At 51.2% G+C, this 22,851-nt stretch carries 20 protein-coding genes and 1 pseudogene; 11 read left to right on the top strand and 10 right to left on the bottom strand.

Going from position 1 to position 22,851, the window contains the following annotated elements; translation table 11 throughout:
* The first annotated feature begins 191 nt into the window (after positions 1-191).
* The 9 genes from B9D94_RS19095 (at position 192) to B9D94_RS19055 (ending at position 7,175) form a co-directional block, all read left to right on the top strand.
* On the top strand, positions 192-647 hold the full coding sequence (locus tag B9D94_RS19095; protein WP_148247715.1) for a disulfide oxidoreductase: 456 nt from the start codon (positions 192-194) through the stop codon (positions 645-647).
* 108 nt (positions 648-755) lie between these two features.
* Positions 756-905 carry a 50S ribosomal protein L33 gene (gene rpmG / locus B9D94_RS19090; protein ID WP_006209254.1) on the top strand — a complete coding sequence of 50 codons (150 nt, stop codon included), beginning with the start codon at positions 756-758 and terminating at the stop codon, positions 903-905.
* Between the two features lie 113 nt (positions 906-1,018).
* Positions 1,019-1,495 carry a hypothetical protein gene (locus B9D94_RS19085; RefSeq protein WP_148247714.1) on the top strand — a complete coding sequence of 159 codons (477 nt, stop codon included), beginning with the start codon at positions 1,019-1,021 and terminating at the stop codon, positions 1,493-1,495.
* A gap of 43 nt (positions 1,496-1,538) precedes the next feature.
* The gene (locus B9D94_RS19080; protein WP_076152048.1) at positions 1,539-2,153 is read left to right on the top strand and encodes a DUF1349 domain-containing protein; all 615 of its coding nucleotides are present in this window, start codon (positions 1,539-1,541) and stop codon (positions 2,151-2,153) included.
* Positions 2,154-2,233: 80 nt separating this feature from the next.
* A complete protein-coding gene (gene dhaK, locus B9D94_RS19075; RefSeq protein WP_148247713.1) occupies positions 2,234-4,003 on the top strand; it encodes a dihydroxyacetone kinase subunit DhaK in 1,770 nt (589 codons plus the stop codon).
* A 168-nt stretch (positions 4,004-4,171) separates the two neighbouring features.
* Positions 4,172-5,089: an alpha/beta hydrolase fold domain-containing protein gene (locus B9D94_RS19070; protein WP_148247712.1), complete on the top strand. Its 918-nt coding sequence runs from the start codon at positions 4,172-4,174 to the stop codon at positions 5,087-5,089.
* Positions 5,090-5,263: 174 nt separating this feature from the next.
* Entirely contained in the window at positions 5,264-5,452 is a 189-nt protein-coding gene (locus B9D94_RS19065; RefSeq protein WP_148248819.1) for a hypothetical protein, read from the top strand.
* 363 nt (positions 5,453-5,815) lie between these two features.
* Positions 5,816-6,793, top strand: a complete 978-nt coding sequence (locus B9D94_RS19060; RefSeq protein WP_006209263.1) for a Gfo/Idh/MocA family protein — start codon at positions 5,816-5,818, stop codon at positions 6,791-6,793.
* A gap of 145 nt (positions 6,794-6,938) precedes the next feature.
* Positions 6,939-7,175, top strand: coding sequence for a DUF6953 family protein (locus B9D94_RS19055; protein ID WP_006209264.1), 237 nt, complete (start codon positions 6,939-6,941; stop codon positions 7,173-7,175).
* Positions 7,176-7,420: 245 nt separating this feature from the next.
* On the opposite strand, the gene B9D94_RS19050 is transcribed toward B9D94_RS19055, so the two are convergent.
* The 4 genes from B9D94_RS19050 to B9D94_RS19035 form a co-directional block, all read right to left on the bottom strand.
* Complete coding sequence (locus B9D94_RS19050) at positions 7,421-9,910, bottom strand: glycoside hydrolase family 38 N-terminal domain-containing protein (RefSeq protein WP_148247711.1); 2,490 nt, start codon at positions 9,908-9,910, stop codon at positions 7,421-7,423.
* Positions 9,911-9,952: 42 nt separating this feature from the next.
* Complete coding sequence (locus B9D94_RS19045; RefSeq protein ID WP_148247710.1) at positions 9,953-10,933, bottom strand: ROK family protein; 981 nt, start codon at positions 10,931-10,933, stop codon at positions 9,953-9,955.
* Positions 10,920-12,800: a class I mannose-6-phosphate isomerase gene (locus B9D94_RS19040; protein WP_148247709.1), complete on the bottom strand. Its 1,881-nt coding sequence runs from the start codon at positions 12,798-12,800 to the stop codon at positions 10,920-10,922. Before B9D94_RS19040 ends, B9D94_RS19045 begins: the two co-directional genes overlap by 14 nt.
* 121 nt (positions 12,801-12,921) lie before the next feature.
* Positions 12,922-13,848, bottom strand: coding sequence for an AraC family transcriptional regulator (locus tag B9D94_RS19035; RefSeq protein WP_148247708.1), 927 nt, complete (start codon positions 13,846-13,848; stop codon positions 12,922-12,924).
* 207 nt (positions 13,849-14,055) lie between these two features.
* Here B9D94_RS19035 and B9D94_RS19030 point away from each other — a divergent pair, with 207 nt between their 5' ends.
* A complete protein-coding gene (locus B9D94_RS19030; RefSeq protein ID WP_006209269.1) occupies positions 14,056-14,646 on the top strand; it encodes a YdhK family protein in 591 nt (196 codons plus the stop codon).
* A 62-nt stretch (positions 14,647-14,708) separates the two neighbouring features.
* Here the strand turns inward: B9D94_RS19030 and B9D94_RS19025 are convergent, their stop codons facing one another.
* Positions 14,709-15,617: a TIGR01777 family oxidoreductase gene (locus B9D94_RS19025; protein ID WP_063479054.1), complete on the bottom strand. Its 909-nt coding sequence runs from the start codon at positions 15,615-15,617 to the stop codon at positions 14,709-14,711.
* A gap of 224 nt (positions 15,618-15,841) precedes the next feature.
* Between B9D94_RS19025 and B9D94_RS19020 the strand changes: the two are divergent.
* Positions 15,842-16,797: pseudogene (locus B9D94_RS19020) on the top strand (arsenic resistance protein).
* A 150-nt stretch (positions 16,798-16,947) separates the two neighbouring features.
* Here the strand turns inward: B9D94_RS19020 and B9D94_RS19015 are convergent.
* From B9D94_RS19015 to B9D94_RS18995, 5 genes are all read right to left on the bottom strand, one after another.
* Entirely contained in the window at positions 16,948-18,138 is a 1,191-nt protein-coding gene (locus B9D94_RS19015) for an ornithine--oxo-acid transaminase (RefSeq protein ID WP_148247707.1), read from the bottom strand.
* Between the two features lie 126 nt (positions 18,139-18,264).
* Entirely contained in the window at positions 18,265-19,170 is a 906-nt protein-coding gene (gene rocF, locus B9D94_RS19010; RefSeq protein ID WP_036636648.1) for an arginase, read from the bottom strand.
* Positions 19,171-19,362: 192 nt separating this feature from the next.
* Positions 19,363-20,724 carry an ABC transporter substrate-binding protein gene (locus B9D94_RS19005; protein ID WP_006209274.1) on the bottom strand — a complete coding sequence of 454 codons (1,362 nt, stop codon included), beginning with the start codon at positions 20,722-20,724 and terminating at the stop codon, positions 19,363-19,365.
* A gap of 124 nt (positions 20,725-20,848) precedes the next feature.
* The gene (locus B9D94_RS19000; RefSeq protein ID WP_063479057.1) at positions 20,849-21,673 is read right to left on the bottom strand and encodes a carbohydrate ABC transporter permease; all 825 of its coding nucleotides are present in this window, start codon (positions 21,671-21,673) and stop codon (positions 20,849-20,851) included.
* The gene (locus tag B9D94_RS18995; RefSeq protein ID WP_036636650.1) at positions 21,670-22,650 is read right to left on the bottom strand and encodes a carbohydrate ABC transporter permease; all 981 of its coding nucleotides are present in this window, start codon (positions 22,648-22,650) and stop codon (positions 21,670-21,672) included. The genes B9D94_RS19000 and B9D94_RS18995 overlap by 4 nt, the downstream gene beginning before the upstream one ends.
* Positions 22,651-22,851: the final 201 nt, after the last annotated feature.

Here is a 22,851-nt window from a genome sequence, read left to right as displayed (position 1 = left end):
AACATGGATGGTGCCTTCAGACCGTGAATTGGATGGGGTAAGCATGATAAACATTTGTGCCGATGATCATTCGTATTATCGTCCAGAGAACGAGCGAATATAGCCCGTAAGGGTCATTCTTCGGGGACAGCATGTGCACTATGATGATACAGAGCAGCATAAATATGAGATGAATAAGGAGAATGAACCCATTGACGACTTATAAATTCCAGCCAGATTTCCGACTCGGGGCTGCATGGATCATTTCGATTGCAGCAACTCTGGGAAGCCTTTATTTTAGCGAAATCAAAGGATATATCCCATGTGACTTGTGTTGGTTTCAGAGGATTTTTATGTACCCGCTAACCATTCTCTTGGGCATTGCGTATTACAAGAAAGATTTGGGAATCATGAAGTATGTTCTTCCTCTCTCTTGTATCGGAGGAGCCATCTCGGTATACCACATCGCGTATCAGCGCTTCTATTCGTTGTTTAGCAATCATGTTTTAGCAGCTTGCGGCCCCACTCCCTGCAACGTAAATTACTTTACCTGGCTGGGTTTTATTACAATTCCTGTTATGGCTCTAACCGCGTTTCTGTTAATCACCGTCCTGCTGTGGAGTTTATCCAGAGCCGCCAAGGCGGCGGGAGCCGGTACCGAAGACTAAGCACAATCAGACCTGCTTCTTGACAAAGCATAAGAACAGGATTAAAGTATGGTTTAACTAATCGTAATCGTTACGATTAATAAAATGTGAGATGAGGAGGTGCTGAATATGAGAGTGACGGTAACTTTGGCATGCACGGAAACCGGTGACCGCAACTATACAACGACAAAAAATAAACGAAATCACCCGGAGCGGATGGAGTTGCGCAAATATAGTCCGCGCTTGAAGCGAGTAACACTTCATCGGGAAACACGCTAGTTCATACGAACCACCAAGAGCCGGACCCAAGGTCCGGCTTATTTGACTTCATACGAAATGGGACTACACTGAGATTAGCAGGTTCCTGCAAAATTGAAGAGAGGAGGGATGGTATGCATCAGGAACGACATGATGCTGGCAGCGAGCTGCTGCTGAGCACACATACCGACGAGCAGTGGCGTCGGAGAAGGCGGGAGTTAAACGATTGGATTAACAGACCCAAGGTGCGCAAGCTGCCCAAGCGTACGCGGCTATTCGGCAAAACGCCGGTTGACGAGCAGCTGCATCCGATATTGATCCGGCTGCAGCGTGCAGGACTGGTCACCGAGTTCTCCTGCGCTGGCGTGAGTCCCCTCGATGAACCTGTGGACCATTCGCTGTATGCCTATCTTACGTATTTTTCCGACCGCGGTCCTGCGGAGTCGTTCACGAACCTTCTTATGAGGAACATGAAACATCGAGCGCTCATAACCTATGAGCCTTCCCGCAGCCGCTACGATGTGTCTTCGTTTTTCATCGGACATAACCGTTCCTTCTGCATTCTTTTACTGCATAGCGCGGAGCAGTTCATTCAGGAATCCCGCTTGTGAAGATACTGAAATAACATTAGATGAGGTAAGGAGTCGTGATGGAATGATACGTAGCCGAATATCTTGGGATTCGGGTCAATGGACAACCGTGCCGATATCAGTCACCGAGACGAAGGAAGGACAATATTTGAAGGTAGAGTCCAGAGAAGGCAGTGATTATTGGGAGAAAACCTTATACGGGTTTCAACGCGACAGCGGACATTCTCTGCTCACACGGTGGGAAAAGGATACGGCCATGGAAGTAACGTTTCAGCTGCAATCGTTTACGGAGCTTTATGATCAGGCAGGAATCATGCTGATGAACGCTCCGGGGCAATGGATCAAAGCAGGGATCGAGATTAATGATGGAATCCCGCAGCTTGCTGTTGTTGTCACCCAAGGATACTCGGATTGGTCGCTCGCACCTGTACCGGAGTGGGTTGGCGAGAATGTCACGATCCGCGCTTCGAGAATGAATGATGCGGTCATCATTAGGGCGAGAACTGAGACGCATCCTTGGAGAACACTTCGAGTGGCGCCTTTTCCGATCAATACAGCAAGTCAAGCAGGGCCTTTTATTTGTTCGCCGACCCGTTCCGGGCTGCACGTAACCTTCACACGCTGGGTAATGACCGATCCTGACAGTGACATTCATGTTGATCCGTCTACTGAAGATTAGGATCGTTTCTGTGGAATCAGTCAGATTAATATAGGGTCTGCTCTAAATCAACCACTCCAAATCGTAAGGATGCGATAATTATGAAGAAAATCATGAACAAACCGGAAACCCTCGTCAGAGAGATGTGCAGCGGCTTCGTCATGGCTCATCCAGAGTTGGAATTTCATCATATGCATACCTTTATCCAAAAGAAAAACATGAACCAGGACAAAGTAACCTTGATCAGTGGCGGGGGGAGCGGGCATGAGCCTGCGGATGCGGGTTTTATCGGCAAGGGCATGCTGGACGTCGCGGTTTGCGGCGATGTGTTTGCATCTCCATCCCAAATTCAGGTGTATCAGGCAATCCGGGCATCGGCCAGTCGGAAGGGCACCCTGTTGATTATTAAGAACTACAGCGGAGATATGATGAATTTCAAGAATGCCGCCTATCTGGCGAATGAAGATGGCATTCAAGTCGACTATGTGAAGGTTGACGATGACATCGCGGTTGAAGACAGCCTGTACACCGTAGGAAAAAGAGGGGTCGCGGGCACGGTTTTGGTACATAAAATAGCGGGTGCGGCCGCAGAGGCCGGCATGTCGCTGGAGCAGGTTAAAGAAGCGGCTCAGCATGCCATCGATAATGTCAAAAGCATTGGCTGTGCGTTCACGTCCTGCACGGTGCCTGCCAAGGGGACGCCGACTTTCTCCATTGGCGAGCAGGAAATGGAGTATGGCGTAGGCATTCACGGCGAGCCTGGAATCCGCCGTGAGCAGCTGATTCCGGCTGACGAGCTGGCACGGAGAATGGTAGCGGAGCTGCTGGAAAGTCTGCAAGTAAACGGTGATAGCCCGCAGGAAGTTGCCGTATTGGTCAACGGCTTCGGGGGCACCCCGCTGCAGGAGCTGTATCTCTTGAACCGTTCTGTCATGCGGGAATTAAATCAGCGGAACGTTACGGTGCTTAAAGTCTTTGTCGGCAATTACATGACAAGCATCGATATGGTAGGCGCTTCGGTCTCCATCATGAAATTGACGGACCAGCTGAAATATTTGCTGGGCGAGCCATGTGACACGCCTGCACTCGTAACACGAGGACCGCTAGAGCCTGTCGTATTTCACGATGTTCTAGAGGAATCCCGGCATAAGAAGCAGCCGGAATCCTACAACATGGTGACACATGAAGAGTATGCTGCCGTTTCGGACGATCAATTGTCACTGAACAACATCATCTACTTGATAGACAAAATGAGTGAGGTCATTATTGCGAACGAAGTCCCGTTCTGTGAACTGGATGCGCACGCCGGTGACGGTGATTTTGGTATGAGTGTTGCCAAGGGATTCAAGCAACTCAAAGCCGAATGGGAGGAGCTTATATCCGAGGCCGCTGATATCGGAAGTTTCTTGAACGCCTGTTCACTGATTATCATGGAGCATTGCGGCGGCGCATCCGGTCCGATCTGGGGTTCTGCCTTTCGGGCGGCGGGCAAATATGCGTTGCATAAGAAGGAGCTGTCCATAGCTGAAATCGCCGAGATGATGGAAGCCGTGGTTCAAGGAATACAGGACACGGGTGAAAGATCCTTTGGAAGAGGGGCAGTTGTGGGGGATAAGACGCTGATGGACGCACTCATTCCGTATGCTGAGGCTTGGAGAGTTAGCGCGCATGACGGGGAGAATCTGTTGGCTGCCGGCGTTCAAGCGGCACGGGCAGCCGTGGAGGGTGCAAAAAGCACGGAGGCCCTCGTAGCTCGCATGGGAAGAGCCGGAACCGTCGGCGAGCGGAGCATCGGCTACCCGGACGCCGGGGCACATGCGCTCGGGGTTATATTTACGGAGCTTTCCCAATCGCTCACAAGAGCAAAATAGAATAATCAAACCAAGGAGCCTCGCTTTCATTTGTGAAAGGCGAGGCTTCTTTGCTGCTCGTTGTTCTTGTATCAATTGCTACAGCCCGGGTGCAATGTGCAGTGATAATATTGAGGATAGATGGACTTACATACGATTAATAACACAAACAAAAGGGGATTGGACCAGATGCCGAGTAAAGAAAGCATAGCTATCAAACAGAAACTGACGGCCGAGGGATTTCATCATAAATGGGAGGATGCCAAGGCAATTCGGCAGTATATCGCTACCATGCCTCCTTATCCCGCCCTTACCGGCGAGCAGGAAGGATTTGAAATGCGATCTTTCCAGAGCGAAAGTGGTTTGAGTATGAACTATTATATATCGCATGGTGCTAGGGATAAGGGAACGGTCCTATATTTGCACGGCGGCGCCTATATCGAAGAAATTCTCCCGCCTCATTTTGCTTTTGTTAAACAGTGGACGAAATTAACCGGATTATCGATATATATGCCCAACTATCCGACCGTGCCAAGCATAGAAGCAGGGGATCTGACTGAGCTGATGCGCGAATATTATAAGTTTGTCTGCCCTAAGGCCCAGAGTCCGGTATTTCTGATGGGGGATTCGGCTGGCGGCGCATTAGCGCTGAACGTTGCCCAAGGATTCAAGGAGACGCCACTTACGCCCAAGCGATTAATTCTGATTGCACCTTGGGTGGACGTCGCCATGGACAATCCGCAGATTGCCAAACTCGGCATACCGCAGCGGGATGTCTTCCTGCAGCCGGCTGGTCTTGGAGCAGTCGGAAGGATGTATGCAGGGAATCTGCCCATGGACGATCCTGCGGTCAGTCCATTGTTCGGCGATATGAAGAACCTGCCAAGCACGGTGATCCTGATCGGGACCGATGATTCCCTGCTGCCGGATGCCCGGCTGCTGCGTGATCGATTGGATGATGAGGGTGTTGATACCGAGTATTGGGAGTATGAACATATGATGCATGTCTGGCCTCTTTTTCCAATGCCTGAAGCCGAAGAGGCACTGGACAGGCTGAATCGGATGATCACACGTGATTTAGGATACAATGAAATGGATGGTGGCTGAAGGACCAATTGGATGGTCCGAACTGGCGCGAAATTGGATGGTGTGCATTAAACGTTTGTTCATTATAATGAGGCTGAACGAACAAGTTATGATGCATGATGTTGATCCTGGTGCCTCGGGTCAATAGCAGATTCTATATAATGAATAATTGAATGGGGTTGTTTGGGGTTGGTTATGTACATTATTGTCATTGCGCTGGCATTAATTGGAGGAGTATCAACACTTCTTGTAGGGTTATCACAAGAGAATAAGAAGGCTAATCCGAATTATGAACGGAAAACCAAGACCAATCTCACGAAGCTGCTCATCATCTATCTGGCATCCTTAATTGCATTCATTGTTATATGGATGATTTTTAAATAACATACAGCAACTGCTCCCGTTACAGTGAACGGGGGGCAGTTTTTTTATGATAAAGGACTTGGACGGGGCTTCACTCCCTCCACGCTGGACAGCTACATCTAACGTTCAAACCAAGTACACACGATGTACCGGCTGCTTTTATTTTTTGCATCCTTTTTTCATGGATAGGGTCTGCAGATATTATCTTTATGATTATCATTGGAACGCAGGTCCATTTGATGTAATCTGAAGACATCAGCTCCACAGCGGTTGATAGCATGGCCAACATTCTGATGTTTGTTATGTTCGCTGCTGGGTTTATTTTATCAATCGATGAGAGGAAAACCATTGCGTTTCTAATTCAGGAGGAGGTCTAGGAATCATATGGCATTGAACGTAGGAATCATCGGCACCGGCTGGTTTAGCAAGATGCATGCCCGTATTTTATCCGACATGGACGGAGTGAGTGTTGCTGCCTTTGTCGGAACAAGCCAGGATAAGGCAGACCAAGCGATAGAAGGATACAGCTCTGCCAAAGCGTATGCGAACGTTGAGCAGATGCTGGATGATAGCAAGCCGGATGCTGTTTATATCTGTGTTCCACCCTTTGCGCATGGGGAGATAGAGTCTCTGCTTGTGGATCGGCATATTCCGTTTATGGTCGAGAAGCCGCTTGGCACGAATCTCGAAATCCCGAAGAAGATTGCGCAAGGGGTGAAGAAGTCAGGGCTAATGACGTCAGTCGGTTATCATTTTCGTTATACGGACGCTGCCATCAAAGCAGCTGAGCTGCTGGAAAGCCGAAAGATCGGCATGGCTCTTGGCTACTGGATGGGTGATATGCCGCAGGTGTATTGGTGGAGACAACAGGAAGGCTCTGGAGGACAATTCATAGAACAAACCACGCATATGGTGGACCTGCTGCGCTGCCTGCTGGGGGAAGTGGATGAAGTGTATGCGGCCTTTGCCCATAGAGCGATGAAGGATATGCATGATAATGTAAGCGTTCACGATGTGGGAACCGCTACACTGAAGTTAAAGAGCGGGGCAGTGGCAGCCATCTCCAATACCTGTATTTTGCCAGAATCGGAGAAGGTAGGCTTGGTTATCTATACGGAACAGGGGAGTCTTGACATCAGAGCAGACAGGCTGATCGTTAATGAACAAGGCAGGAGAACGGAATACCGGAATGCGGCCAACCCATATCAACGGGAGAACGAAGCATTTATTCATGCGGTACGCACAGGCGAAACTTCAGGAATCCTATCCTCTTATGAGGATGCCGTCCGCACAATGGAGATTACATATGCAGCTTTGCAGTCTGCTGAAACGGGATTGCCGGTCAAAATAGGAAATCATTAAACAAACGGCACATATCACATCTAACCATGTGCTTCGGAATTCTATCGAGGGTGAGGGGCAACGAGAAGTACGGCGGCCTTTCGTGTGTGTATGGGTTCAGTTCTGTTATAATAAGTGGACGCATGAAGGAAGGGAAAGATGTAATATGGCATTTACAGCACAGCAGGTGGCCGAATGGATGGTCGAGGAAATCAGATTCACAGGCAATTTGTATCAGACCGAGGCCATACGGTATGTAAGCGAGCACTTCGGTGAGGAGTTTGTTTTTGTTAACGAGAACGGAAATGCCTCGCTGTCCAAGGAAGTGAAGAAGGCATTCCGCAAACTGCATGGCGGCCGCATTGCCTGGGATCGTGACGGATTTATGTGGGCTTGGACGTAGAAACTTCCAGGGGGTTCGGTGTCAACACGTAAAAACAGTCTGCGACTGTTATTCTGAGAAGTCTGATCATTCAGGCTTCTGTTGGTTTTGATCAAAGGGATAACGGGGTACACAGGGTTCAACGGATCGAGACCGCTGAGGAGTCAGGATTCGGAAAAATGAACAGGGGTCCGTACACGTTGATTCTCCCTATATATAATGAGAACAGCTACCTTGAATTCAAGGCAGCTGTTTTTCATATATGATTATTTTATCCGATGAATCGTAAATTGTCCGGTTGAAGCATGCAGAGCCTCCTTGGCCTGTTGCGGGTCGATCCCGTGATGCCGCTCTACCGCATATCGGAACTCATAGAAGCCGCCGAGCGTGGCTTTGAAGTTGGTTTCCCAGTAGTTGGTCAATATCCACGCATACGTGTAAGGCCGGCTGTCCGCCGATTGCATGGTATGGAGCTGGCGCGGCGTATGCTCCAGCGTTCCCAACTGCACAAGCGGCGTGTCTGTCATCGATACAGCGAGCGCTTCCCGGTCTTGGGCAGAGTGCCAGAATATGCCCTCTTGGGCACTGGTGTAATCGATGCAGCTTCCCGGAATTTGATCCTTCCATGGACGGATGTGGCAGCCGGCTTTTTCAACATAAAGCTCCGCTTCGGGACCCATGGAGAATGGAAGTGCCACATATACGTTTTCGGGGAGCCAGACACTGTCCTTGTGGAAGCGGACGGACACCTCGGCACGAGGCTGATTCGCAAACAGCTTGATGTGGAGGGCATAGTAGCTGAGCCCCTTCACTTCGAAGACCAGCTCGATCAGAGCAAACAGCGGGCCATTGTCGAGCACGTTGACGCGAATCAGGCGCCCGGCATCGCGCTGCACATGGGTGCCCTTCCGGTTGCGGCCCATGCGGGCACGGGTAGCGCATATCTGGGAAGGGCTGTGCTCATCCTGTGCAGGCGTGACCTCGTAAACCGGCGTGAACGGCCCATGCCGGCGTGCATCATCCAGCAGATCGGTTGAACGTGTCTTGTCGATCCAAGCCGTAATGCCCGTGTTGATCTCCCATTCGATGCGGAACGAATCCGATTCGATGAAGCTCTCACCCACAATGACCGGATAAGGGACCAGAGGCTCCAAGCGAATGTCGGCGATTCCTTCACAAGCAATTGGCTCGGTGTTGCGCGCAGTCACCATGTTCCCGGAAGGAGAGCCGACCTCTGCCGTTTCGAGCGGGTGGATCGACAGCGTGCGGGATTCACCCGGCGTTAGCGTCAGCTCGGCTGCGAGTGCGCCTGTGTGCGTCAGCTGATACGGGAGCGACTGTCCGTTCGATTCATCGATAAGCTCGAACTTCCTCTTCAAGATGACGTTCTCCCAGCCATCGAGCGGAATAGCGACCTGCAGTGTGGCTGTGGCGGGCTCTGTATTGATCACCTCATACCGCAGAGGGCGATGGGGGGCCAGAAGCGCACCCTGACGGGCAACCAGCGCTTTATCCAAAGCCCGGTATGCCAGCTTGCTTGCTTCAGCTGCATAGGCTTGCTTCCGAACCTCCAGCATTTGGACCTGCGGATGCCATGGCTCATACACGGAGGAATGATAACCCCACGTATGCTCTGCGTACATAGTTAGTGCTTGTGCAGCATCATCGATCTCGGCGGGGCTTACCATTTCGGAAGCCGGATCCAGCCGCTTCACTTTGCGAAGCGTGCGCTGGGCATCGCGGTAAATTTGAGTATGCATCGCCGTGGAGGCAACACCGTCCGTCCACCAATCCGGCCAGTCGCCCCGGTGCACCGGCAGCTCGGATAAGTCCTCCTGCTTCAGATCCGCAAAAAATTCGGAGAGGGTAGCCAACTTAATCGTAATGCGGTCACCGTTCTGCTCATTCCAACTGGTCATCCATTCCGCAATGTCCGCATTTGGAGATGCATTATCCGTCCCAAGACCGGACACCATGATCGGAACGAAGGAATAGGGATAGGATTCTTGTTCCAGATTCCATAAATATCGGTTAATCCGTAATGAAGCGATGTTGTTGTGGCGATGTTCAGGCTCCATCAGGTTATGCTGGAATTCGTCTTTGATGATGTATTTGCCGAGTGCATCCGGACAGAATCCGAGCTCGTTGCCAAACATGTAATGTTCGCCGTTCCATACAAGCAGCTTGCCGCCCTCCGGACTTTCCCACCAGAATGGGGTCTGCTTGCGACCCAGCGGATACATGCCGTGATGCGTGTGGATGCAGGAGAACAGGTGCTCAATGTTATTCTGCAGCAGGCTGTCGGCATATCCCCATCCGTAGCCGTTAATATCAGCTGTCATGGCGCTGTCGATTCGGTGTCCGATGGATTTCGCGTACTGCTGAGCCTTCCCGTGGTTGCGCTTCAGGAGGTCAAAGTCCGGGAGCTCGGTCATGTTCAGATAAGTTCCCGACAGCTCAATATCGCCTCGGATGACAGCTTGCTGAAAAGCTTCTTTCTCTTCGGGAGAGGCCGCTTCCAGAAATTTCTCCACGGCCCAGAAGGTTTCGCAGGTCCAGCGGAATGAGCTCCAATCCGGACGCTCCCCGCGATGTGCGGCTTCTGCGATGCCGACCGCCTGGCGAATAAAGTCAACGTGGTACTGCTCGATCCTCTCCTGGCGCTCGGTGTAACCGATATCCGTGTGGGAATGATGGATGGCATAAATGGTCCAGGGACGAGCGGGTCTGGGATCACCTTGGTTTGATAAGTTCATGTAACAGTAACCTCCTATTTATGAAGTGGGACGTATGTGTGGCTATCCATCTACAAAAATTCCCTCTATGCCGTTAAACACAGCGCTGATTCCATCCTCGAGAGTGAGAATGGGGATGGCATATTGGCCTAAAGCCAGCTGTATATCCCTTTCCCATAAGGGAAAACTGCCTGAGATTTGCCCCCCGAGTACCAGGCGGTGGGGTTTAAAGTCAGCTATATAAGGCAGCAGCATCTCTCCCAGCCTGCAACCGTATTCGCGGAACAGGTCTTTAGCTTGCTTGTGACCGCGTGCAGCCGCTTCTGCAAGATCGGCTACATCCATTCCGTCCACGAGCAGTCCCCGCTCGCTAGCCAAATTCAGAATGCCCCTTCTCCCAAAATAACGGTCCACCGTATGATTCCGGTAGGGTTCGGCAAACAGCATTCCGCTGTCAGGAATCCTGTTCCTGCCAGCGATGATCTGCCCATTCTCTATAAAGGCTGACCCAAGGCCTGTGCCGAGCGTAAGGCATATTAACCGCTCGGACGGAAACCGGATACTGGCGCCAAGCCCGAACATGAAGGCATCATTGCCGAACCGGATATTGGCTGCGGTTAAACGATTGGTCATGATGCCCGGGAATAAGCTCTTCTGCTTCTGGAATTCCGTTCGGAGCAGGTCGCGCACCGACAATCTGTAGAGCGATTCATATTTGCCGACACCCTGAAGGAGGGCGATGCCTTCTGCATAATCGAAAGGTCCGGGAAAAGCAAAACCGATTCGGATCGAATCGTGATAATCCAATGGTCTGCAGGTGGAGGCAAATACGTTTAGCAGCTCCCGGCAGGCATTGGCAAAGCTGAAGATCGTATCGCTTGCCGAGCCCTGAGACTTCGACGGCCAGGTAAGGAACGAACCGGGAAGAAACGCCCCGTTCACGATGAGTGCCCCTTTCAGGAATGTGCCGCCGGCATCAAGCGTGATGGTGATTCGGGCAGGAAACGGCTCGCTTGGGTGATCTGCTCCATCATCGCAGGGCATGGAAATTCTCCTCTCCGGAAGTCCAAGAAGGCGGAAGCAGGGGAAGGCTCCACTCCGGATTGACTCGGGCGGCGATCAGCGTGCAGGGAGAGCCGGAGAGGTTCTCCAGACGATACTCGCCCACACATGCCGGGACGATGTAGGACTCCCCGTAGCCCCACTCAACGGCAGCATCCTCGTCTGCTGCCGGGATAAGGCGGACGCGTTCACCCTCCACGAGGTTGTACATGATAAATTCCCCGTGTGTGTCTGCGTTCCACGTATCGTGCAGGGACAGCCTGCTGACCTGAAAGAGAAGATCCTCCCGTTGGCCTAGCAGTTCCAGCGTGCTCTGACCTTGCCTGCTGATGAGCGTTGGCCGGGCAATAAGCCCGTGTTCTACGGCTGAAGTATTCATGGCATCGTTGATGTTGCGGCGTGCATGATCAGGGTTCATCGGACGAGGCCTGCCGTCCCCATCGAGCCGCAAATAATCGTATATTTTGAAAGTGAACCACCAGGTGGTTGAGGAAATTTCGAGCACCAGATTATCTTTGCCGGAGCAGTGCACCGTTCCCGGCGGAATGAGATAGAGATCCCCCGTCTGCGATTCATATTCGTTAACGTAGGAGGAGAGTTCAAGCGGTTGTTCGTGAAGGTGGGCATTCTCCACCGCTTCAAGCAGCTGTCCGCCGGTTATTCCTTCCTTCAGTCCCAGATACACCTTGGCTCCAGGGGTATTGCGCATGATGTAATAGGACTCCTGCTGTGTCATATGCTCATTGAACTGCGATTCGGCATACTCTTGCAGCGGATGCACCTGAAGTGATAATTGCCCGCCTTGCATCGTATCCAGATAGTCAAACCGGATCGGAAAGTAATCGCCGAATAACTCGACATTCCGCTGTCCCAATATGTCATGGGGCGATGCCTCCATCAACAGGGTGAAGGGAATTTCCAGGGTGACGTCCTGAACCCGCAGCAGCAGTGTATTCTCGGGAGCGATGGGTTCAAAGCTCCAGGCGCAGTTTGGCCATTCTTCGGGAAGGCCGCATAATTCCTTCAAGTATTGACCGCCCCAAATCCCGGGGGCAAAAAACGGCTTGACCCGAAACGGCTGCCGACCGGTTTTGTGCAGTACTTCCTTCAAGGCTGCTACAGGCAGCCACACCGGCTCATCCGGGTGATTCAAGTCCATGTAGAACGCCTTCTTATCCTCATGCTGGGCATAATAAGCTAACCAGTCGCGGCGGTAAGTTTCCCAAACAGGCCATTCGAGAAATAAACAGTTCTTGTACGTCTCAACCTTGTCGTGACTCATGCCCAAGCCGAAGCTGCCCATATGCTGGGCGTGTCGCCGCTGCTGGTTCTCGCGGGAATAGTCGGCATAGAAGCGGAGATCGGGATCTCTGTCCGCCAGCATGGAGGCGCCGGGTCCGTATACAACGTAAATGCCTTTTTTTGTTTCAAATTCGAGCGCGCTTTTTTTTAAGGATTCCCTTGCATTATGCTGAAAATATTGACTGGGTCTGACATCAACTGCCTTATAGCCGAACGCCCGGTTATCGGTCAGATAAGGCGCCATCTCGGCTCGGAGCTCGGCCTCGGATTTTACATAATAGGACGTGGAATCACTCAGGAAGGGGATCCCCTCTTGGTCACAGATTTGCTGAAGCTCGACCAGCAATTGATCGAAATGAGCACCGTGAGTTCCATCGAAAGTTACAAAGATTCCGGGTTTTCCTGGCATCTCTTGCTGCGACTTCATGTTATAGGCGGATAGGATAAGAGAGCACCAAGCGTCTGCCCCATACTTCATAAACAGGGGTTCCTTGCGAAAGTCCAAATGGTTGATTGGATGTGATTGAAAGGCAGTTGCAGATGTCATGGATGGATGTATCCTCCCTTCGGATTGTCTGGTTACGACTTCATTGTAGAAGGCAAGGGAGGATACGTCTTTATAAAAAGAGGAAGTGTTTTTGTACGATCAGGACATCGGTGGAGAAATGCTAGAACTCGGAGTCATAGCGACCCTCAGAAAACTGCGAGCGTCGGAACCGGGCGGGGGTCACGCCAATCTTGGACGTAAACACCCGTGTGAAGTAGTGTACGGACTCGAATCCGCAAAATACAGCAATCTCTTTAATCTGCCGGTCCGTATTCAGAAGCAGGTGTTTCGCCTTCTGCACGCGCTGCTCCTGCACATAATGGACAAAGGATTGATGACCGTATTTGCGAAACAGCCGTGTCAAATGACGGGTTGTGATGTGGAGATGGCCCGCCACCCGCTCAAGCGACAGCGGCTCGTTAAGATTATCCTTGATGAAAAGCTCGGCTTGATGAAACATCGAGGTCCCTTCATCATGGGCCTCGGTTCCGGAAGGCTCTTGATAGAACCCGGGGCCGTGGGCTGCAGCAATAGATAAAATCAGTGACGTGGCTATGCTGTTCAGCACATGCGGGGAATAGGTTTTATCCACGGAATGAAACTGTGATAACAGCGACAGCCACAGGAGCCCGGGCGCTTGCAGCTGCCCTTCCTGAAGCACGGGAATGCCCTGTTTGGCTAACAGCCGGAATGCGGCCGCATAGAGCTCGTTATGTGCAGTTTCATCCAGCTCGAAAGCAACATAGCATAAGGACAAGCCCTCCTTGCTTCGGATTCGGTGCTGGACGCCTGGCCGGGAGAGAAACATGGTGCCTGGTTGAAGGGGGAACTCTGTAGCGTCTTCTATATACGAGCCGCTGCCTGTTAATACATAACAAGCTTCAAAAAAAGAATGTTTATGCTCGGTATTGTCGTAATGACGCGGCATGAATCCCCAATAGTGAATATGAACGGTTAGATCCTGCTGTTCAAGACGGTTCAGGGTACGGTTCAGGATGGAATTGGCCCGTTTATAAAACGATACAAATAAATGGTTGTCAATCAGCATGGGAGAGTCTTCTCCTTCTCAAAAACGGCTTTGTATCTGCCGGTCATGTAAGTTACAGGATAATACGATGTCTCTCTATTTTATATCATAATGATAAGTTATAAAGAAAAAATGGGTATAGTGATGTTGTGCATAGACAGCTACACAAGTTCTTCATAAGTAGATGCTATGCTATAAATATTCAATTCTAGAGAGGAGTTTATACTTATGTCAGCTAAGAAACGATGGAAGCCGATCATCCTGGGAGTGTTAGCATCTCTCATCTTCATATTGGGGGCCTGCGGAAACACGGACGGTGCAAACCCTGAGAGCACACCAAGCAAGGAAACCTCCGGGAGCATGGACGGGATGGATCACGGCAGCATGAACCATTCCGGCTCAGGCGAGGTTCCGGAAGGATTGAAGGCGGCAGAGAATCCAACTTATCCGGTTGGTACCCAAGCGCTCATTGAAACTGACCATATGCCCGGGATGAAAGGGGCTAAAGCAACAATTGTTGGAGCGTATGATACTACGGTGTACACGATATCGTATACACCAACGAATGGCGGTCCCGAAGTGAAGAATCATAAATGGGTGATTCAAGAAGAGCTGAAGGATGCCGGTAAGGAACCGCTGCAGCCAGGTACGGAGGTTGTAGTTAACGCGGACCATATGGAAGGGATGGAGGGCGCAACTGCGGTCATCGATTCTGCGGAACAAACGACGGTGTATATGGTGGACTTCACATCAACCACGGGTGAAGAAGTCAAGAACCATAAATGGGTGACGGAAAGCGAACTGTCTCCGGTTCAATAAAAAATGTATAAAAAAACAATTGGTTTCCAATAATTGGAAACCAATTGTTTTTTTATGAGTTATCAGCTTTCTCTAATCTGGCGCAGCGCTTCCGTCAATTCCGCATAGCGAAACTGAAAGCCGTGACGCAGGGCTTTGGCCGGGACGATTCGCTGGCCCTTCAACAGAATGAGGGACATTTCTCCGAGGATTGCTTGCAGCATAAAGGCAGGCAAGGGGAGCCAATGTGGACGATGATAGACCTTGGCCACACATCTGCCAAATTCATCGTTCCTGACCGCATGCGGCGAAGCGGCATTGACGGCTCCGGATATTTCCTTGTGCCGGACACAGTAGTCAATTAAATCTACGATATCGTTGATATGTATCCAAGATAACCATTGCTTGCCGCTGCCTATCTTACCGCCGACGCCCGCTTTGTAAGGCAGCAGCATCTTGGGGAGTGCCCCGCCTGGATTGCCCAGCACGACACTGATCCGCAGCTTGATTAACCGGTCAACAGGGATGTGGTCTGCTGCCTGTTCCCACTCCGATACAACCTCGGACGGGAAATCCATAATGGTGGCAGGACTCTCCTCATCAAACGTTTTGTGCTCGGAAGTACCATAAATCGCCATCGCTGAAGCTTGAACAATGACCGCTGGTTTATGCTCCAACTTGTGCATCAATTCAGCTACAGAGGATACGGTTTTTTGCCGGGACTGCAGAATTCTCTGTTTGCCCTCCCGTGTCCAGCGCTGGCTCAGAGAGGAGCCGGCAAGATTGATGAGCGCGTCCAGATGCTCAAATCGCTCGGGATTGGACTTCATCTCATCCCAGGTCAGATAGGATAAGTGCCCGTTATGTTCGGTTTGTGCGTGAGATTTCGGAACCGATCTCGTTACAATGACAATGTCATGCCCGTCTTGGAGCCAACGCTTGCATAATGCTTGGCCTATAAATCCGGTGCCTCCGCAAACAGCGATTCTCATGAAAAAACCTCCTTGAGCGATATGTTGTCGGTGTATGATTAAAATACGATAAGCGTGATTCACGGAAATGAAGGGGAAAGGCTTAACGACCCTTTACGAATGACGCTTGGGGTTACGAATTGGAAGTCCATATTATACAATCAATTATACAGGAAATGCGGTAGGACTCCGCCATAAGATTTGCAGGAGCCTCGTACTCCGTAGCAAGAAGTAAGGAGTGAAGGATGAGTTTATTTGAGAAGCTTCAAACGTTGATCATTATGGGTGCGGTCGGGATCGGGCTGCTGTTGGGGCAGCTTCCGGCTGCTTCGGGTTATGCGGAATATGTGATTGTTCCCTTTTTGCTGCTGATGTTATATGGATTGTTCTTGACGATACCGCTGCGGCAATTAACGCAGGCCTTCAAGAACATCCGATTTCTAGGGTCGAGCACCATCATTAATTTTATTTGGACGCCGCTGCTGGCTTGGGTGCTGGGTGCTGTCTGGATTATCCTGCCCTCTGGATAGGCTTCATCATGCTGATGGTGACTCCTTGCACCGACTGGTATTTGGTGTTCACTTCAATTGCAAAAGGCAATGTGCCCTTGTCCACATCGGTTCTGCCCATCAATCTGATCCTTCAGGTGCTGCTGCTGCCGCTCTATCTGCTGCTGTTCGCCGGCACGATTGAAACGATGCGGATGACAACAATCATGGAGAGTGTGCTGCTGGTGCTCGTGGTGCCGTTCACCCTCGCACATCTCACCCGGTTTTTGCTGAGGGAAAAGAAGGAGGTGCTGGACCAGAAGCTGGTGCCGTTCTTTGCCAAAGCACAGATTATGTTTCTGTCTTTGGCCATTGTGGCGATGTTTACATCTCAGGGCTCGTATTTACTGAAGAACCTGGAAATGATCTATATTCTTATCGTTCCGATCCTGATCTACTTCACGGTCAATTACGTCCTGGGCAGTCTGGTAGGCAGAATGCTGCGTTTCTCCTATGAGGATTCGGTCAGTTTACATTTAACGATCATTGCCCGAAACTCTCCGGTAGCCCTGGCTATCGCGGTGACAGTTTTTCCGGACCAGCCCCTGATTGCGCTTGCCCTGGTCATCGGACCGCTGATCGAGCTTCCCGTGCTTGCCGTGGTATCTCAGCTGCTCCTCTTCACAAGAAGAATGAAGCCGACGTCCGGCTGAATCAACGGATTCGTGCTGCTTGTTAGGCGCCTGCACGGAATGGATAACGGATACCCATAAGAAAAAACAGTTTGTTGCGCCCGCGTTCTTCTTGGCCGGGTGAACAAACTGTTTTTTATTGGTGCATATGCGGCGGCCAGGTATCCGTTGTCACGTAAACGCCTGCCGTACGATCTCCACGGCCTGGTCCAGCTCCGGTTTCGATATGATGAGCGGCGGTGCAAAGCGAATGATCGATTCATGGGTTTCCTTGCAGAGCAGTCCGAGATCCTTCAGCTTCTCGCAGTAGGGTCGGGCCGGTACATGCAGCTCCATACCGATGAATAATCCTCTGCCGCGCACGTCTTTAACATCGGGATGCCGAATGGAACGAAGCTGCTGGAGAAAGTATTCGCCAAGCTCTAAGGATCTGGCTTCGAGCCCCTCTTCGGCAAAAACGTCCATTGAGGCGATCGCTACCGCGCAGCCGAGTGGATTCCCGCCAAAGGTAGAGCCGTGGGATCCCGGCTCGAATACACCAAGAATATCTGCCTCCGCCGCCACAGCAGAGACAGGGAAGACGCCGCCGCCAAGCGCTTTTCCAAGAATGTACATATCGGGCACCACGTTCTCCCAGTCACAAGCAAACCGTTTTCCCGTTCTGCCGAAGCCGGTTTGAATTTCATCGGCGAGCAGAAGGACGTGGTGCTGTTTGCACAGTTCCATAGCGCCGCTCAGATATCCGTCAGGCGGAATGACAATTCCGGATTCTCCCTGGATCGGCTCGACAAGAAAAGCGGCAGTATACGGTGTAATTGCCTGCTCGAGCGCTTCCAAATCCCCATAGGGAATGATGTTGAAGCCAGGGGTGAACGGGCCAAAGTCCTCCCGGTATTCGCTGGATGAGGAGAACGAGGTGACGGTAAGGGTACGGCCGTGAAAATTACCCTCGCAGACGATAATTTCTGCTTGATCCGCCGGGATGCCTTTGTTCCGATAAGCGTATCGGCGAGCCGCCTTGAGCGCGGTTTCAACAGCTTCGGCTCCGGTATTCATGGGAAGAATCATGCCTTTGCCGGTGAATGCGGACAGCTTCTCGTAGAAGTCTCCCAACTGATCGTTATGAAAAGCGCGTGAGGTTAATGTCACCTTATCCGCCTGATCTTTCAGCGCCTGAATGATTCGGGGATGACGATGGCCTGCGTTCAGAGCGGAGTAGGCGCTTAACATGTCGATGTATCGCTTGCCGTCCGCATCCGTGATATGAATCCCTTCCGCTTCCGCGATGACGATGGGAAGGGGGAAGTAGTTTCTTGCACCGTACGTTTCGGCTTTCTCGATATGAAGCCTTGTAGGGTCCATGGCGTAACCTCCTTAGTAGTCTGAAGAAGCCGGAGAGGTTGGAGAAGTCTAAGAAGCCCTGATAGGTAGTTGTTCCACGACGCAGACACTTCATCATGAAGCTTGCAGACGTGAGAAGCTTCATGATTACAAGATGCTTTCGCCCAGCATGGAGGCGATTAAGCCAACAAGCAGTCGGGACGTGGTCTGACCGCGGTCCAACAGCGGATTGTTCTCGACGAATTCGGCTGAGGTTACGATGCCGGATTCAGACAGCATCTCCATGGCAAGATGTGCTTCGCGGTAACTGAGTCCGCCCTGAACCGGCGTTCCCGTGCCAGGCGCGATTTTGGGATCGACACTGTCGATATCAAAGGACAGATGAACACCATCCGTCCCCGCCGAGGTAATGCGGATGGCTTCTTCCATGACCCGGAACATGCCCAAGCGGTCGATGTCCTGCATCGTGAAGCAAGTAATGCCTTCTTGCCGAATCAGGTCCCGTTCGCCCTGATCGAGGGAACGCGAACCGATGAGCACCACATTTTCCGGCTTAATGGGGGATTTTGCACCGCCTATGGATGTCAGCCGTGTATCGCCTTTACCCAAGCTGACAGCCAGTGACATGCCATGGATGTTGCCAGATGGCGTTGTATCCGGCGTATTGAGATCGGAATGGGCGTCCAGCCAGATGACCCCCAGATTGCGGTGGTGCCGGGTCAGTCCGGCCAGTGTGCCAATTGCGATGCTATGGTCACCGCCAAGCACAAGCGGGAAGACCCCTGTCTCTGCCAGGGCGTATACGCGAGCTGCGAGCAACTCGTTGATCGATAATACTTCCTGCACATGTTTTAATTGAGGATTGTGTGCCTCATCCTTCATTTCAGGGGGGGCAGCCAGCTCTTCGACGCGATAGGGGATACCGAGTGTGTCAAGCTTGCGCTTCAGACCCGATCCGAATATCGCATTCGGTCCCTGACCGGCTCCCCGCCGGGTAGCTCCGCGGTCAAAAGGCACCGAGAGGATTGTTACGGTGGACGGAAGATTTCTCATTATGGACTCACCTCCACTTTGTAACATTGTATTCACTGGCCCGGCTTCGTGACTTGGGTTAATCCCCATACAAGCTGATTGTAGCGGGCATATGAAGATTCACACAAAAAAAACCTCCGGCCAAACATCGGGACCCATAGGTCCAATGTCTGTGCAGGAGGGTGTTGAAAGAATCGAACGATTTCTCTTTTATTATTTTACTGTTTTATTATAGGTTTCGATCTTGGAGCTGATTTCCGAAGCAGCTTTGTCCAGGGCTTCCTGTGGTGTTTTTTGACCGTTCAGCACCTCTTCGATGGCCGTTTCGGTAAGCTGGCGAGCTTCAGGGAATACCCCCATGACAGCGCCTTGTGTTGCCAGATTGGCTGTGGTTTGATGCAATTGATCCACGGCTGTTTGGAATTGAGGGTATTTCTCCAGATTCTCTTTCACAAGCTCTTCTTCATAGGCTTTGGTTGTAACCGGGAAGTAGCCGGTGTTGACATGCCAGTAAGCTTGCGTTTGCGGCTCGGCCAAATACTTCATGAATTCCCAAGCGGCCTGCTGCTCTTCTTCCGATTTGTTGTTCATCAGCCAGAGGCTGGCACCGCCGATAATGACGCCGCCGTCGCCGCCGTCAGCCGGTTTGGGCAGGAAGCCGGTACCGACTTCGAATTTACCTTCCGCCGCGCTGACAATGCCGCGAAGCGAAGCCGTGGAGTCCAGTGTCATGGCGATTTGTCCGGCTGCAAAAGCTTTTTTGGTGTCATCCGTTTTACGCCCCAGGTTCAGCAGCACTTTATCATCCACCATTTGCTTCCACCATTCCAGTGTCTTCACGCCGGCAGGGCTGTTAACCTGTGAAGCGGTGGCCGGGGATGTACGGCCGTTGCCGTTATTCAGCAGCTCAACGCCCTGGTTCGCAAGGAATTGCTCCATAAACCAGCCGTAGATGGCGAAGGATGCGCCCGCTTGATTGCCTTTTGTCAGGGCTTTTGCTGCTTCCGCTACCTCCTCATAGGTTTTTGGAGGATTCTCAGGGTCCAAACCGGCTGCTTTAAAGGCATCTTTGTTGTAATACAGAATCGGGTTGGAGGAGTTAAACGGCATCGAGTACAGTTTATCGTCGAACGTATAGTAATTTTTGATATTCGGCTCCAGGGAAGAGATGTCGTACTGCTCGGCATCCATAAAGTCCTGAACCGGACGGATTGCCTTGGTATCCATCATGAAACGGCTGCCGATCTCGTACACCTGAATCATCGTAGGGCCGCTGTTTGAGCCCAGGGAAGCTTTGAGTTTGTTCAGGCTTTCATCGTAGGTGCCCTGAAATACGCCCTCTACCTGTATGTCTTCGTGAGCGGCATTAAAATCGGAGATTAACTTGTCCGCGACCGTGCCGAGTTCACCGCTCATGGAGTGCCACCATACAACTTTTACAGGCTCCTTGGACGGCTCGCTGCCTGCGGCAGCAGTCGTCTCCCCGGTGGTAGGCGAATTGCTGCAAGCGGCGCTGATCAGCATCAAGCAGGAAAGCAGGAGCAGCGTGAAGGATCTTTTCCCAAAACGTTTCATGATTGGTTAATCTCTCCCTTTTGAAAATATAGTATGGTTCTATCTATCAGAAATTGCGTGGTCCCGTCTCTTAGAGACAACCGGCTCGCAAGGCTGATCATGCATGGTCTTGGCTATATAGCCATTAACCCTTTAATGCGCCTGCCGTGATGCCTCGAACAAGAGGCTTCAGCCCAAGTGCCAGCAGCAGCAGGGAAGGAAGCAGAAGCAGCAGAACACCGGATAGAATCAGATTCCACGAATTCATCTCCTCAAACTGCAGCATGCCGATCCCGATCTGGACGGTGCGCATCTCGACACGGTTTGTTGTCAAGAGCGGCCATAGGTACATGTTCCAATTGTTCAAGAACGAGTACACGCCCAGTGTGGCGATTCCGGGAATCGATAACGGCAGTACCATTTTCAGAAATATCCGGACATGTCCGCAGCCGTCCACCCGAGCCGCTTCAAACAGTTCCTTCGGCAGCTGCAAAAAGGTTTGTCTCAGCAGGAAGGTACCGAAGGCAGTAGCCAGAAACGGCACGATCAGCCCTTGATAGGTGTCCAGCCAATTCAAGCTTTTGACCGTTAAATAATTCGGAATCATGATCACTTCCCAAGGAATCATCATGGTGGCGAGAAAGAGGCTGAACAGCAGGGTCTTTCCCGGGAACCGGAGAAAGGCAAAGGCGTAAGCTGCCAGGCTTGCTGTCACAATCTGCCCCAGCATAATCGCAATGGAGACGATCAGGCTGTTTCCGATGAAGGTCAGCACGGGAATCGTATCAATCACCTTGGCGAAGTTCGACAGATTGATGGCCCCGGGAAGCAGAGGCGGCGGATAAACGGCCGATTCGGCCTCACTCATAAGCGATGTTGACAAGGTGTACAGCAGCGGAAAAGCAACAGCCAGCGAACCTAGAAGAAGGGCGATGTAAACGAAGCTTTTGGGCATGAGACGCATGTTCATTGATAATGCACCTTCTTCTCCACGAATTTGAATTGAAAGACGGTTAACAGCAGGATAATGGCAAACAGGATCAGTGCCTGCGCACTGCCGATGCCAAATCGGAAATTGACAAACGCATCCTGATAGATGTTAAACACCATGACGTTGGTGCTGTTCATCGGACCGCCCTTCGTAAGGATGTTAATCTGTCCGAACGCTTGAAAGGCGCCGATGACCGACACAACGGATGTAAAAAATAAAGTAGGGGAAATCAGCGGCATCGTAATCCGGAAGAACGTCCGAAACGGACCGGAGCCGTCTATTTTTGTGCTGTCATATATATCCTCGGATACGCCCTGCATTCCGCTCAGCATCAGGATGTAGTTGAAACCCAGGTTCATCCAGACTGTCATCAGCGCGATGGAAATCATGGCCCATTTCGGATCGGTCAGCCACTGGATCGGCTGAGTTCCGACTAGCGACAGGAAGTAATTCAGCACGCCCAGGGTTGGATGGTAGAGAATCATCCAGATCATGGAGCCGGTACCAACGGATACGGCCATGGGCAGCGAGAAGATGAAGCGGAATACCTTCATGCCTTTCAGTTTGTTATGCGTCAGAGCTGCCAGCAGAACAGCAGCCGCAATGCCGGTTGGGACCGTCAGCAGTATAAACAGCAGTGTGTTGCCAAAGCTTTTATAGAACATCTCGGAGGTTAATATCTCCCTGAAATTGTCCATTCCGACGAATTCAGCCACCCGGCCCTGCGGATCGGTCAGGAACAGGCTGAGATAAACCGATTTGAGCAGCGGGTAGAATAGAAACAGACCGAAGATGAGCAGCGAAGGGGCTAAACAGGCATAGGCAAGCATGATTTCCTTGCGCTTGGTTTTCTTGATTGAGACGGGTTTTGTCTCATTTGAAGCCTGTGCCTCGCTGACGGATGGTGTTAGAGAGTGCCCCGGAGAAGGGAGCGTAAATTCTTTTTCCATAATCATGTTTACCTCACTTTCCAGCTTGGCCTTACAGGTATTGAGTATAGGAGTCAGATGTAAAATCCAGTGTGGGATTTTGTAAGATTACCGTAATTTATTACTTTATAATCTAAGAATGGAAGAAGATTTGACCGGAAGGGATGCAAGAATATCCCTTCTTCAAAAAGCTTGCAGCTCAGAAGAAGATGTGATATCTTATACCTG

The sequence above is a fragment of the Paenibacillus sp. Cedars genome, from assembly GCF_003184205.1.
GTDB classification, from domain to species: domain Bacteria; phylum Bacillota; class Bacilli; order Paenibacillales; family Paenibacillaceae; genus Paenibacillus_AQ; species Paenibacillus_AQ glucanolyticus.
The sequence above is the reverse complement of the archived record's forward strand: the minus strand, read 5'-3'. Positions and strand labels throughout refer to the sequence as shown.

What these genes read in the sequence shown, in the direction of transcription:
- rpmG (WP_006209254.1), top strand. Translation starts at nt 756, where the DNA reads ATGAGAGTGACGGTAACTTTGGCATGCACGGAAACCGGTGACCGCAAC.
- B9D94_RS19085 (WP_148247714.1), top strand. Translation starts at nt 1,019, where the DNA reads ATGCATCAGGAACGACATGATGCTGGCAGCGAGCTGCTGCTGAGCACA.
- B9D94_RS19080 (WP_076152048.1), top strand. Translation starts at nt 1,539, where the DNA reads ATGATACGTAGCCGAATATCTTGGGATTCGGGTCAATGGACAACCGTG.
- dhaK (WP_148247713.1), top strand. Translation starts at nt 2,234, where the DNA reads ATGAAGAAAATCATGAACAAACCGGAAACCCTCGTCAGAGAGATGTGC.
- B9D94_RS19070 (WP_148247712.1), top strand. Translation starts at nt 4,172, where the DNA reads ATGCCGAGTAAAGAAAGCATAGCTATCAAACAGAAACTGACGGCCGAG.
- B9D94_RS19065 (WP_148248819.1), top strand. Translation starts at nt 5,264, where the DNA reads ATGTACATTATTGTCATTGCGCTGGCATTAATTGGAGGAGTATCAACA.
- B9D94_RS19060 (WP_006209263.1), top strand. Translation starts at nt 5,816, where the DNA reads ATGGCATTGAACGTAGGAATCATCGGCACCGGCTGGTTTAGCAAGATG.
- B9D94_RS19055 (WP_006209264.1), top strand. Translation starts at nt 6,939, where the DNA reads ATGGCATTTACAGCACAGCAGGTGGCCGAATGGATGGTCGAGGAAATC.
- B9D94_RS19050 (WP_148247711.1), bottom strand. Translation starts at nt 9,910, where the DNA reads ATGAACTTATCAAACCAAGGTGATCCCAGACCCGCTCGTCCCTGGACC.
- B9D94_RS19045 (WP_148247710.1), bottom strand. Translation starts at nt 10,933, where the DNA reads ATGCCCTGCGATGATGGAGCAGATCACCCAAGCGAGCCGTTTCCTGCC.
- B9D94_RS19040 (WP_148247709.1), bottom strand. Translation starts at nt 12,800, where the DNA reads ATGACATCTGCAACTGCCTTTCAATCACATCCAATCAACCATTTGGAC.
- B9D94_RS19035 (WP_148247708.1), bottom strand. Translation starts at nt 13,848, where the DNA reads ATGCTGATTGACAACCATTTATTTGTATCGTTTTATAAACGGGCCAAT.
- B9D94_RS19030 (WP_006209269.1), top strand. Translation starts at nt 14,056, where the DNA reads ATGTCAGCTAAGAAACGATGGAAGCCGATCATCCTGGGAGTGTTAGCA.
- B9D94_RS19025 (WP_063479054.1), bottom strand. Translation starts at nt 15,617, where the DNA reads ATGAGAATCGCTGTTTGCGGAGGCACCGGATTTATAGGCCAAGCATTA.
- B9D94_RS19015 (WP_148247707.1), bottom strand. Translation starts at nt 18,138, where the DNA reads ATGGACCCTACAAGGCTTCATATCGAGAAAGCCGAAACGTACGGTGCA.
- rocF (WP_036636648.1), bottom strand. Translation starts at nt 19,170, where the DNA reads ATGAGAAATCTTCCGTCCACCGTAACAATCCTCTCGGTGCCTTTTGAC.
- B9D94_RS19005 (WP_006209274.1), bottom strand. Translation starts at nt 20,724, where the DNA reads ATGAAACGTTTTGGGAAAAGATCCTTCACGCTGCTCCTGCTTTCCTGC.
- B9D94_RS19000 (WP_063479057.1), bottom strand. Translation starts at nt 21,673, where the DNA reads ATGAACATGCGTCTCATGCCCAAAAGCTTCGTTTACATCGCCCTTCTT.
- B9D94_RS18995 (WP_036636650.1), bottom strand. Translation starts at nt 22,650, where the DNA reads ATGATTATGGAAAAAGAATTTACGCTCCCTTCTCCGGGGCACTCTCTA.